Below are 12,225 nucleotides of genomic sequence, written 5' to 3'. Positions count from 1 at the left end.
TTTTTGAAGATAACGTATGCCATTCCCAAAACCGCGTCAAAACGAATGGAGTTGTGCAAAACAGAATGAATGGTCTAGTACAAAGGGGCATTTGCACAGAGCTTAAGGTCCCCCAGAACATTGCATATCTTCTAAATGACGGTGTCACTTTTTTCCTCACCGGTTATAAGGTCCTTCAAAGTCAAGAGAAAAGAGGTTTTGTCAGGTGCGCGAGGCTGATGTATAACGGCAAGGTTGAACTGGTCTATTTCACTTCAGCCTATCAGCCGCTTTCTGCCCTACTCCCCAAAATTGGAATACACACATTCATGCAAATTCTGGTGAATCTGCTCGGTAAGATTTTGGAAGTGGAAGCAAACGGTTTTTTAGATTGTCATAATCTTGACCTCTCCGTGGACAAAATTTTCGTCGACGCAGATACCCACTCTGTTTTCTTGATTTATCTTCCCGTCAGCGTGCCTTCGGATGACCCGGGAAATGCAAATTTCGAGAATGAGCTTCGTGCGGATTTGATTCGCCTGATTCAGTCTACGCCGAATTTCGTGTCGCCGACTATGGCGGAAATCTGCACGAAGCTGGCAGACGGAACGATGTCGCTGGAAAGACTTTGCCGGTTCCTCACCACCCGCACGGAAAAGAATTCCAAACCGTGCGGGAAGGGTCAGCCGCCGCTCACCTTTACGGCAATCAATGCTCCGGAGACAGTCTCGTTTCACATCACCACCCCGGAATTTGTCATCGGGAAAAATGCTGCTGCGGTGCAGGGAGCTGTCACGTTCAACCGGGCAATCAGCAGGGTCCACTGCAAAATTACTTTTGCGCAGGACCGGTATTTCGTTACGGACCTCAACAGTGCCAACGGGACATTTGTCAATCGCACCCGCATTGAACCGCAGAAACCGGTGCCCATCCAAGACGGAGACGTTGTTCGGCTAGCCAATTCCGATTTCATGGTTCGGATTTCGGGAGGTGACGCGGAATGAGCAGACCAACCGTAATTCTAGCGGATGCGGATGAACAGTATATTGCAACGCTGGAAATGAAGTTCCTGGAAGAGCTTTATGAGAAAATTGATCTGATAGTCATCACGGATACAGAGTATTTCCAAAAGTTCTTTTCCACTCCTCAAAAAGCGGAAATCCTCGTCGTGAGCGAAGGGCTATATGACTCAACCCTGAAAAGGCATGACATTGACCACATTTTTGTTTTGGCGGAGCAGCCTGCCGGCGGAACGACAGAAGATCTTGCCGTCGATAAAATATACAAGTACACAAGCGTCAAGGAAATCTTCAATGAGATCGTCGGAAAGGGCGGGTCAATTTTTTCGGCGGAAAACTCCGGCAAACGTGAGACTGAGATAATTTTGTTTTATTCGGCGGCGGGTGGTGCAGGCACAACGAGCTTGGCGCTTGCTTTTGCGGATTCCGTCTCGCGCAATTACAAACGCGTTTTGTATTTTTCCGTCGGTTCTGTTCCGTCTTTTCAGTGCTGCCTTAAGGGGCAGGCTTTTTTGCCGGCGGAGGCATGCCGAATCTTCCGGGACAACACCGCCAGAATATATCAGGATATGAAACCTTACTTGAGGAACGAGGGATTCACCTATCTTCCGCCTTTTCATGCAACGCCGGGCTCGCTCGGGTTTAAGCGGGTGTCTTATCTCAATTTTCTCGATGCGGCAAAGGGGTCGAAAGACTTTGATTACATCGTGGTTGACGCGGAGTCCGGAATCGACGCGTTCCGTGCGGCGCTGATACAAAAGGCGAGCAAGGTTGTCATTGTGACACAGCAGGATACCTTGTCCATCGCAAAGACGGAATTTATGCTAAGGAATATTGACTGCAGGGACAATGAGAAATTTGTTTTCGTGTGCAATAAGTACAACCGAAGTTCCGAGGCAGTACAGAGTTCGCAGTACCTTGTGAGCTGCTATGTTGACGATTTAGATGGAAAATGCAGCATTGCCGAACTTGAGAAAACGGACGGCGTTCAGAGGCTCGTTTATCAGTTTGTCTAAGGAGGGGCAGTGTCATGGCCAGCGAAGTGATTACGCTTGTTGTGTGCAACCGCAAAACGGGGAAGACAGAAGATGTGGAAGTACCCGCAAGCATTACTGCCAATGATTTGGTAACTGCATTGAATGATGCCTATCAGCTGGGCATTCATACCGACAATATCCAGGAGTGTTACCTGAAAGCGGATAATCCTACGGTGCTGTTAAGAGGCAATCGAACGCTAGCCGATTTTGGCTTGTATGATGGGTCAGTCGTCTATATCAACGGTTAGGATGGGAGTTTATGCGGAATCGTTTTAAAATTATCCTGTTCAGCAAAAATATTTATCGGGAAATTGATCTTTCACCGGATATGCAGTCACTTAGCGTTGGCACGATGCTGTCCTGCGACATTCGCTTGAGAAAAGAACTGTTTTTTGAACCGTTTCGGCTCAATTTTTTGGTCGAGAACGATGCTTGGGTAGTCTATTGCTCCGACAATATCTACATGACGGCGGGGGATGTCCGAAAGCTTGCCGTAAAAACCCTTAAGCATGGCGACAAATTGACCGTCAAGTATCAAAGCTCCGACAGCGAAGTGTTTCGCTTCAGCTTCATGATTGATTTTGATTATGAAAAGAAAAATTATGATTTGAGCATTGATATTGCTTCATTGCAAGAGCTTCATGTCGGCGGGACAGCGGACTGCCAAATCTATCTTTACGGTGAACTAATCGAAATGGATCGGTTTGCCATCATTCACGAGGAAGGCAAACATTACCTTCAAGAAATCTCGGCAAAATACGGAATTCGGCTGAACGGGAAACGCATCCATGGAAGGACCGAACTGCAGGAGAACGATTTTATCTCCTTCTGCGATTACAGCTTTTGCTACAAAAACGGTTGCCTCTTCACAGACCGGCGCGCCAAACTGAAAATTGACGGATTGAAATCGTCCGTTATGGAAATCAGCAGAAGCGGTTATCAATATCCGCGCTTTAACCGAAGCACTCGCATTCATTCTGTGATTCCTGAAGACAAGATACCGATTCTTGCGCCTCCGGCACCGGTTGAGAAGCCTACTTCAAACTTTATTTTGCAGCTTTTGCCGGCCGTTGCGATGCTTGCGCTGGTTTTGCTTTTGCAGGGTTCCATCAGTTCCGGCAACAGCTCATTTATATGGATGAGTGCCGGCTCGGTCGGAGTCGGCGTAATTACCTCCATTGGGGCAATTATTACCGATCGGAGAAAATACAAAAAAGAAAAAGCGGAACGGGTCAGAAAATACAAAGATTATATCAGCAGAAAAAAAGAGCAAATTACATCTTACCGCAATGAGGAAAAACAACTGCTCAATGAAAAATATTATTCTGCCAGCAGAGAGCTGGAAATGATCCGTGACTTCTCGGCGGATTTGTTCAACCGTAATCCGGAAGACAAGGATTATCTCGATGTCTTTCTCGGAACCGGCCGACTTGAGGCAATTCGGCAAATTGATTACCAGCATCAGGAAAAGTTTGAAGGCGACGACGAACTGGCGGAAATACCGGAAAAAATTGCCGAAGAGTTTCGCTGGATTGACGATGTACCGGTTGTCCTTACCCTAAAGCAAAACAGCGCAACCGGTGTTGTCGGCCCCGAGGAAATCGTCTACGGCTTTTTGAAAAATATCACGCTCGATTTGGCTGTCCGGCAGTATTACGGCGATTTAAAATTGTTTTACATCATTGGGGAACAGGATCAGGAGCGGTTTCACTGGCTCCGCCTTTTGCCCCATGTCAAAAATGAGGTGCTCGGTGTCCGCAACATTGTCTGCGACGGAGACAGCAAGAATATCCTGTTCGAGTTTCTATATAAAGAGCTTTCACGCAGGGAGAGCCAAAAAATCTCGTCGCCCAATATCGTGGTGTTTGTTTACCGTGACATGGGAATCAAGCGCCACCCAATTTCAAAATTCCTAGAAAAAGCAGCGACACTTGGCGTCTGTTTCATTTTCTTTGAGCAGTCGAAAGAGTTTCTGCCGTCTTGCTGCTCCGATATTATTATGCTGGAAGACCGGCAAAACGGGTCAATTATTTCCGCTGCCGACTATACAAAGGTCCGCAGATTCCAATATGACCCGGTCAGCGACGATGAAATGGAGCGGGCGGTTACCAAACTGGCTCCGGTTTACTGCGAAGAGGTTTCGCTTGATGGCACCCTTACGAAAAATATTACCATGTTCGAGCTGCTCAACATTCTGAGCGTGGACGACATCGACCTCGAAAAGAACTGGTCGCAGTCGCAGGTTTATCAGTCTATGGCGGCACCGATTGGCGTCAAGGCGAAAAATCAGATTGAATATCTTGACCTGCATGAGAAGCACCATGGCCCGCATGGATTAGTCGCCGGTACTACCGGTTCGGGCAAATCCGAAATTCTGCAAACCTACATTCTTTCCATGGCACTTTTGTTCCACCCTTACGAGGTCGGCTTCGTCATTATCGACTTTAAGGGCGGAGGCATGGTAAACCAATTCAAAAACCTACCGCATCTGATCGGCGCCATCACCAACATCGACGGCCGAGAAATCAACCGGTCTCTGATATCCATTAAGGCAGAACTAAAAAAGCGGCAGGAACTGTTTGCACAGTATCAAGTGAACCATATTGACGCCTATATTAAGAAATACAAAAAGGGCGAAACAAAAATTCCGCTGCCGCATCTGATTTTAATTGTCGATGAATTTGCGGAGCTGAAAACCGATCAGCCGGAATTCATGAAAGAACTCATCAGCGCGGCGCGTATCGGCCGCAGCTTGGGAATCCACTTGATCCTTGCAACCCAGAAGCCGAGCGGTGTGGTGGACGCCCAGATTTGGTCAAACTCCCGATTCAAGCTTTGCCTCAAAGTGCAGAACCAGGAGGACAGTAACGAAGTGTTAAAGACCCCGCTTGCTGCGGAAATTAAAGAACCGGGCCGTGCGTATCTGCAGGTCGGCAACAACGAAATCTTTGAGCTGTTTCAGTCTGCGTACAGCGGCGCGCCGGCCGCGGCGGATGACACAGACTCCGGAAAGAGTTTTACCATGTATCGCCTTGACCTGAGCGGGAAGAAAACGCCCATTTACAGCCGAAAAGCGAAAAAAACGGCAGAAGAACGGGAAACGCAGCTCACGGCGATTGTCAATTATATCAACGAGTACTGCAAAAAGGAACATATTGAGAAGCTGCCCGGAATTTGTCTGCCGCCGCTTGCCGACCGTATCATTTACCCCGGCGCTTCGCCGGAGCCATTTGGCCCCGCGGCATCGGTGCCAATCGGAATTTACGACGACCCAGAGAATCAAATCCAAAGCATCGTCAAATTCGGCCTGCTCTCCGGGAATGTGGCAATCATCGGTTCCTCTCAGTATGGCAAAACGAACCTGCTGCAGTTGATTATCCGCGGAATTGCTGATCGTTATTCTCCACGGGATGTCAACCTGTATATTCTTGACTTTGCTTCGATGGCGCTTAAGGTTTTCGATTCACTCTGCCATGTGGGCGGCGTTGTCCTTGCCGCGGAGGACGAAAAACTCAAGAACTTCTTCAAAATGATGACTTTTGAAATGAAGAAGAGAAAAGAAACGTTTGCCAAACTCGGCATTACGTCATTCTCCTCTTATCGTGAAGCCGGGTATACCGATATTCCGCAAATCGTCGTGCTGATCGACAATTTCCTTGGTTTGAGAGAACTGTATCCGCAGTACGAGGATAACCTCACCTCCATTATTCGGGAAGGTGTATCGGTCGGCATTTGCATTGTGATGACTTCGCTCCAGACAAGCGGCATCGGTTATAAATTTATGAGCAATTTTCCCAATCGAATCTGCCTTTTCTGCAACCAATCCGACGAATACGGCACTTTATTTGATCGGTGTCACCTGCAGCCGAAGAATGTGCCCGGCCGAGGCCTCGTATTGATTGACAAGGTGGTGTATGAATACCAGACGTATTTGGCCTTTGAAGGGGAAAAGGAAATCGACCGTGTAAGGGCGATTCAGAGCTTTATCGAGGAGAAAAATCAAGCCAATGCAGGAGTATCTGCGAGAAAGATTCCGGAAGTCCCAGCACGGCTCGACCAAAAATACGTCGAAGAGAATATCGACCACAGTCTACTTCTGCCATACCGCGTACCGATGGGGATTGATTACGACAGTGTGGAGTTCTTCCTCAGCGATTTGAGCAGAGCGCTGACAATTGGCATCAGCGGCCGTTCCGAGGACACCCAAGCCCGCCTGCTGACCTTGATTCTCGAGTACTGTCAGAATCATGCCTCCGACTGCCCTGTTGAAGGCTATATTATTGATGATTATGACAAGAAGCTTCAGCCTTTCTCAACGGCAGAGTTCGTCCGCAAGTATTCGGTCGAAATCAATGATTTTGAGGCAGTGCTCCATGAGATGGAGGAAACGCTTCAGTCAAGGAAAGAAAAAGTCCGCGAATCGGGAATCTCCGTCTTGTCCGGCGAGCCTCTGCTGCTTTGCGTCATCCGCAATTCCAATGCCTTTTCGGAGGGTGTGGTTTCCGGGGAAACCGTCGATTTGTATAAGCGCATGATAAAAGATTACAGGCAGTTTAAGGTGCTTTTCGTTTTCGGCTCGATTGAAAACGCTTCGATTTCTTACAGTGCGCCCGATATGCTCAAATGCATGAAGGAACTAAGGTACCTGTTCATTTGTGAGGACTTGTCCAAAATCAAAATAGTAGACGTCAGCATGAATTTGCTTCGCCGTTTCAGCAAACCGATTGAAGAGGGTGACTGCTATGTCATTACCGGAGAAGATAACGCTGCCCGACTAAAGGTCATTCAAAACTGAGTTTCCGCAAAGACAACAGCCTCTTACATAAGACAGCCTGCCGCGTTAATCGGCAGGCTGATTTTTTGCCCAGATCCGGGAAATGATGCAGAATTTTCCTCTTTGTCATGTTATAATGGTGGCAATAGGGGAAAAAGGGAGCGAAATGAGATGGCAAACTACGATTGTCTGCTTGTGGATGACGAAGAGGCCCTGTCGCAGAGTACATGCGAATATTTCAATATGTTCGGTGTCCGCACGTTCTGGGCGGCGGATGAAAAGGCGTGCTTCGATTTTCTGGAACACAACCAGGTGAAACTGATTCTGCTCGACATCAATCTCGGCGGATCATCGGGTTTTCGCATCTGTGAAAGGCTGCTTTACGCAGGGCATCAGCATGGGAGGTCCCACCGCATTTCTCACCTATGGCGGTATGCTGAGGCTGGAACCGGATTTCCAACGAGAGACTTTGGAAATTTACTTGGACGACAACACAAAAAGTTCTGATTTCATCAAAACATTGCAGCAGGATTACAGCAGAGAATTTCGGTACCTTGTTGATGTTGACGAGGAATTCGACCAAGAGATGGGTTCTTACTCAACCGTTATTTCCAAAGTCGGCATTGCAATCTTTGTTGTTACCAATCTAATTGTTATTCTAATCCTGTACTTCGTTGTGAATTCCTCCATCACACGGCAGAAACGAACGCTCGGAATTCAAAAAGCCATCGGCTTTACGACGTTCCAGTTGATGAATCAGGTTTCGCTGAGTTTCTTAATTCCCGTGGCCGTAGGTGTTTTCATTGGCAGTGTGCTTGGCATCACGCAGACGAACGATGTGATGTCGGTCGGCGAGTCGGCTATGGTATATCGCAAAGGCAGATTATATCATTACCCCGAACTGGATTGCACTGTGCGGCGTAGCGATTATTGTGCTCTCTTATCTAATTTCCCTTCTTGTTACCTATCGCATCCGTAAAATCTCGGCCTATGCCCTCATCAGCGAATAACAGTTCGTGCTTAGGAAAGTGCTTCTTTCAAAACAGAATTATTCCTTGTAAAACGGCCTCTCATCATGGATTTAACCGTGGTGAGAGGCTTTTTGCCGGCATGTTTTTTGCCCTTATGCGCAGGATTCATTGAATTGATTTTCATTTTCTTGTATTATTATGCATATATTAAAAAATAATTAGAAAACACTGTTTTAATGTAACAATGTGATATAATGATAAATGGGAAAAAATAGAAGGGAACCGTCCGTCTGGCATCGATACGTTTCCATGATGCTTCGTGAGAGACTCACAATTTCGTTGGAGGTGTTATCATGACGGTGGAAGAATTGAAACGGATGGATCGGCGCATCAGACGGATTCCGGATCCATTCGGCTCAGGATATGAGGCTTGGATGAAGATACTGAAGGAGTATGCAGAAAAAAACGACACATCAGTTACCAACATTGCCATGCAGCATTTTGCGTGGAGGATCAAGAATTAATTCGGGAGAACCCTTGTGGTTTCCTCCTTAAAACTGTATTCGCCCGAAGAAATGTTTTACATTCCTTCGGGCTTTTTTGTGTTTCTCAAAATGATATCTCGTTTTTTGACGCTTTCCGTCAGGAATCAATCTGTTACCGTGCTACAATCAAACTGCTGGTCATTGGTTGATATTACATTGGTTAAGGAGAATGAAGAAAGTTTGGTTTTTTTGCTTTACCCCTGAGACACTGAAAGCCGCTGAAGAATCCATAAAGGTAATCCCTCAAAAGCAGTGAAAAGCAAAGAACCGCTGCCGGTCATGGCAGCGGTTCTTTGCACGAAAAGTGGAGGAAATTATTTCACCATTGTAACAACGACTTCGTTTTCAGACTGAAGCAAATCAGCCGAGATGAAATCACTGTGGAGGTTGGTGCCGTTTAGCACAATTTCGGTTTTGCCGCCCTGCGCACCGTCTGGGTTACGGACGGTAATGTTCAAAACCTTGCCGCGGAACACTTTCCGCATGGTAAACTCTTTCCAATCGGACGGGACGGAAGGTGAAATCACAATACCGTCAGGAGTCGGGCGCAGGCCCAGTATGCCTTCCACACAGCTTACCATGACGGTGGTGGCGGTTCCGGTCAGCCAGTGAACGTGAGATCTGCCAAAATGAGGACTGTGAATTCCCTCGGTGCTTTGGCCGTGAACGTAGGGTTCAATGACGCGGATTTCCGCTTTTTCGTTCATTTCGGCAGGGTTGCAGGCACGGAAGCAGCGGTAAGCGGCATCGCCGCGGCCGAGCAGCGCTTCCGCAAGAATCAGCCAGCCTTGCGTCTGCGAGAAAATTCCCGCATTTTCTTTTGTCGAGGCATTGAACAGCAGCATCCTTGCACCGTCAAAACCGTGTTCGCGGTAAGGCGGTTCAAACAGTGCTGCACCGTATTCCGTAAGAAGGCGATTCTCGACGTTTTCCAGAACCGTCTTGCCCTGCTCGCTGTCCGCACATCCGCTGATGACCGCCCATGACTGCGGATTCAGCCAGAAGTCAGCCTCGGGGTCGCCCGCAGAGCCGACCTTCACACCGTCGGCACGAATTCCGCGGATGAAACGGTCGCCTTGCCAGCAGTTTTCAAAAATCGACTTCTTCAACTTTGCGGCATCGGCTGTCATCTGCTTTTCGGTCTCTTTGTCGTGCCGCATCACGGCAATCTTTTTCAAAATGTCCATGGCAAGGTACAGCTGGAACGCAATGAACACGGATTCTCCCTGTTCGCCGAGGCGCAGGCAGTCGTTCCAGTCCGCGTAAAGACCGGCAGGGAGACCGTGGCTGCCGCTGTGTGTCTGGCTGAACGAAATGGCGCGTTTGAGGTGCTCGTAAACTGTGGCCTCGCCCTTGTCCGCAAACGGGATAATTTCGTCGAGGAACTCCGTCTTGCCGGTTTCGCAGATATATTTCCAGACAGCGGGGAACAGCCAGAGCGCGTCATCTCCGCGGTAAGAATCATAGTTGTAGCCCACCTCGCCGGGGAGCTTCACATGACCGGGACGGTAGTCATAAGGAATGAGCGGCAGCCCCGCACCGTTGGAAACCTGACCCGAAATCATCATGCGCAACTTGCCGAGCGCCATCTCCGGGTCAAGGTGTAGGATACCTTCCAGGTCCTGCACTTCGTCGCGGTAGCCGAAGCCGTCACGCAGGCCGCAGTAGATAAACGACGCCGCACGTGACCAAGTAAAGGTAATGAAGCATTGGTAGGCGTTCCAGATGTTGACCATGGAGTCAAACTTCTTGTCCGGCGTATGAACTGTCAGGCCGCTGAGCCTCTCACCCCAGACACGTTTCAGCTCGTCCACTTCGCGGTTGGGGCGGCTCGGATCGGCGATATAGCCGTCGAGAATTTCCTTTGCTTCCTTTTCAAAGTGTGCGCCGAGCAAAAAGCAGAATTCACAGCTTTCGCCGGGGGCAAGCGTGAAATCCGTCTGCAGCGCGCCGCATGGGTTGCCGTTGTAGCAATCCTCGTTCCCGCAGCTGCCGCGCTCAATCGTTTCCGGATTGGAATAGCTATGGTAAGCTCCGAGAAACACATCGCGGTCTCCGCAATAAGAGGTGACAGGCGCTCCGGCAAGCGCGAAAAAGCGCTGCACACCATTGGATTCATCTTTCAGACCGCAGTTTTCGCTCAGCAGGCAGTTTTCGTTGATGGTCTGCACAATCATCTGACCATGCTTTATGTAGGTTCGGCTGATAAACTGGGAATACTGAAGATTAACGCCGTCCTGCTCGTAGTTGTTGGCATTTGTCAGTTCGGCAAAGCCCACCGCAGAGAGGTTCCTTTTTTCTCCGCTTTTGTTTTCCACATGAACCCGCCAGACTTCATAGGTCTGCCCAATCGGTACATAGTACAGCACTTCGGCCCGAATGCCGGAATATTCCGAAGAAATCACAGAATATCCCGTGCCGTGGCGGCACTCGCTGTGGAACTGTGAAAGAGGCTTTGCAACCGGCTGCCAGGAAACCGACCAGTAGTCCCCGCTGCTGCGGTCGCGCAGGTAGACATAACGTCCGGGCTTGTCGTCCGCATTGAAGCGGTAGCGCAGAATTCGTCCATTTGCCCCGGATTTCACGAAGCTGTATCCGCCGGCGTTGTTCGACAGAATCGCTCCGTATGCGGGTGAGCCGAGGTAGTTTGCCCATGGCGCGGGAGTATCCGGCCGGGTAATGACATATTCGCGGTTCAGGTCGTCAAAATAACCATACTGCATAGGCATCCTCCACTTTTTATTTTCTCTATCATTAACGAAAAGATTTTCGCGATGATTCTATTTTAGCAATATATAAAATTTCGATTCTGGAATCTTTTGTACAAAATCTCTTTTATTTTTTTGCGGTTATCTGCTTTCATGTCGGTGCTCATTGGGTTATAATAAAAAAGAAATAAATAGCAGATTTTGAACGAAAGAGGCGGAATCCCAATGACCAATTATACCGTTTCCCTTTCCAAAGTGATTAAAGAACTCTCTCTTGATGTCATCAGTATGCCTGGGAATCCGGACGAGATTTTAATCTCCTCTACCGATGTGAACCGTCCTGGCCTTGAACTGAACGGTTTCTATGATTATTACGATCCAAAGCGGATTGTAATATTCGGTAAAGCGGAAACGGCGTTCCTCAATTCCATCAGCTCAGAAAGGCGCTCGAAGGTGCTCAATGAGCTTTTTTCCAAGAAGCCGCCGGCGGCAATTATCGCACGCGGCCTGAAACCTGTGCCGGAACTTGTGGAGGCGTCGAAAAACAACGGTGTTCCGCTTCTGTCCACGGCTGAAACCACTTCAAGCCTTGTGGCACGCCTCGTTTCCTACATGAACGTGGAAATGGCTCCCCGCATCACCCGTCACGGTGTACTGGTGGAGGTATACGGCGAAGGAATTCTCCTTGTGGGCGACAGCGGCGTCGGCAAAAGTGAAACAGCCATTGAGCTTATCAAGCGCGGCCACCGCCTCATTGCGGACGATGCCGTTGTGATTAAGAGGGTTTCGGCCATTTCGCTAGTAGGCGAGGCACCCGATAACATCAAGCATTTTATTGAGCTGCGCGGCATAGGGATTATCAATGCCCGCCGTATTTTCGGTATGGGCGCCGTCAAGCTGACGGAAAAAATTGATATGGTCATTAATCTTGAGATCTGGAATGACCAGAAAACCTATGACCGTATGGGTTTGGATAACGAGTATACCGAGATTCTCGGCATCAAGGTGCCGGTTTTGACAATTCCGGTCAAACCGGGCCGTAACCTCGCTGTCATCATTGAAGTTGCCGCCATGAATAATCGCCAGAAGAAGATGGGCTACAATGCGGCTCAGGAACTGATGAAAAACCTCGGTTTCAATGCGGAAGATATGCCGCAGACCGAGACAAAATTGCAACTGGACTTCTAACGAA

Annotated in this window: 9 protein-coding genes; 8 read left to right on the top strand and 1 reads right to left on the bottom strand. The window is 48.6% G+C overall.

Annotation, left to right across the window (positions count from 1 at the left end):
* The first annotated feature begins 65 nt into the window (after nucleotides 1-65).
* The 7 genes from NOG13_RS08750 (at nucleotide 66) to NOG13_RS08720 (ending at nucleotide 8,304) form a co-directional block, all read left to right on the top strand.
* Nucleotides 66-983, top strand: a complete 918-nt coding sequence (locus NOG13_RS08750) for an FHA domain-containing protein (RefSeq protein WP_283110172.1) — start codon at nucleotides 66-68, stop codon at nucleotides 981-983.
* Nucleotides 980-2,014 (top strand): P-loop NTPase family protein, encoded by a 1,035-nt coding sequence (locus NOG13_RS08745; RefSeq protein ID WP_283110171.1) that lies wholly within the window; start codon nucleotides 980-982, stop codon nucleotides 2,012-2,014. The genes NOG13_RS08750 and NOG13_RS08745 overlap by 4 nt, the downstream gene beginning before the upstream one ends.
* A 14-nt stretch (nucleotides 2,015-2,028) precedes the next feature.
* Nucleotides 2,029-2,283 (top strand): EsaB/YukD family protein, encoded by a 255-nt coding sequence (locus NOG13_RS08740; protein WP_283110170.1) that lies wholly within the window; start codon nucleotides 2,029-2,031, stop codon nucleotides 2,281-2,283.
* Between the two features lie 11 nt (nucleotides 2,284-2,294).
* On the top strand, nucleotides 2,295-6,830 hold the full coding sequence (gene essC / locus NOG13_RS08735; protein ID WP_283110169.1) for a type VII secretion protein EssC: 4,536 nt from the start codon (nucleotides 2,295-2,297) through the stop codon (nucleotides 6,828-6,830).
* A gap of 150 nt (nucleotides 6,831-6,980) precedes the next feature.
* Nucleotides 6,981-7,316, top strand: a complete 336-nt coding sequence (locus NOG13_RS08730; protein ID WP_283110168.1) for a response regulator — start codon at nucleotides 6,981-6,983, stop codon at nucleotides 7,314-7,316.
* Entirely contained in the window at nucleotides 7,279-7,788 is a 510-nt protein-coding gene (locus NOG13_RS08725) for an FtsX-like permease family protein (protein ID WP_283110167.1), read from the top strand. The genes NOG13_RS08730 and NOG13_RS08725 overlap by 38 nt, the downstream gene beginning before the upstream one ends.
* Before the next feature lie 345 nt (nucleotides 7,789-8,133).
* Nucleotides 8,134-8,304 carry a hypothetical protein gene (locus NOG13_RS08720; protein ID WP_283110166.1) on the top strand — a complete coding sequence of 57 codons (171 nt, stop codon included), beginning with the start codon at nucleotides 8,134-8,136 and terminating at the stop codon, nucleotides 8,302-8,304.
* 335 nt (nucleotides 8,305-8,639) lie between these two features.
* Here NOG13_RS08720 and NOG13_RS08715 read toward each other — a convergent pair whose 3' ends face one another.
* Nucleotides 8,640-11,048, bottom strand: coding sequence for a glycoside hydrolase family 94 protein (locus NOG13_RS08715; RefSeq protein WP_283110165.1), 2,409 nt, complete (start codon nucleotides 11,046-11,048; stop codon nucleotides 8,640-8,642).
* A gap of 210 nt (nucleotides 11,049-11,258) precedes the next feature.
* On the opposite strand from NOG13_RS08715, the gene hprK reads away from it, so the two are divergent.
* Entirely contained in the window at nucleotides 11,259-12,221 is a 963-nt protein-coding gene (hprK, locus tag NOG13_RS08710; protein WP_283110164.1) for an HPr(Ser) kinase/phosphatase, read from the top strand.
* Nucleotides 12,222-12,225 lie beyond the last annotated feature (4 nt).

The sequence above is a fragment of the Thermocaproicibacter melissae genome (assembly GCF_024498295.1).
Taxonomy (GTDB): Bacteria; Bacillota; Clostridia; order Oscillospirales; family Acutalibacteraceae; genus Thermocaproicibacter; species Thermocaproicibacter melissae.
The sequence above is the reverse complement of the archived record's forward strand: the minus strand, read 5'-3'. Positions and strand labels throughout refer to the sequence as shown.

Coding starts and splice junctions, on each gene's coding strand:
- NOG13_RS08750 (WP_283110172.1), top strand. CDS start 66: ATGAATGGTCTAGTACAAAGGGGCATTTGCACAGAGCTTAAGGTCCCC.
- NOG13_RS08745 (WP_283110171.1), top strand. CDS start 980: ATGAGCAGACCAACCGTAATTCTAGCGGATGCGGATGAACAGTATATT.
- NOG13_RS08740 (WP_283110170.1), top strand. CDS start 2,029: ATGGCCAGCGAAGTGATTACGCTTGTTGTGTGCAACCGCAAAACGGGG.
- essC (WP_283110169.1), top strand. CDS start 2,295: ATGCGGAATCGTTTTAAAATTATCCTGTTCAGCAAAAATATTTATCGG.
- NOG13_RS08730 (WP_283110168.1), top strand. CDS start 6,981: ATGGCAAACTACGATTGTCTGCTTGTGGATGACGAAGAGGCCCTGTCG.
- NOG13_RS08720 (WP_283110166.1), top strand. CDS start 8,134: ATGACGGTGGAAGAATTGAAACGGATGGATCGGCGCATCAGACGGATT.
- NOG13_RS08715 (WP_283110165.1), bottom strand. CDS start 11,048: ATGCAGTATGGTTATTTTGACGACCTGAACCGCGAATATGTCATTACC.
- hprK (WP_283110164.1), top strand. CDS start 11,259: ATGACCAATTATACCGTTTCCCTTTCCAAAGTGATTAAAGAACTCTCT.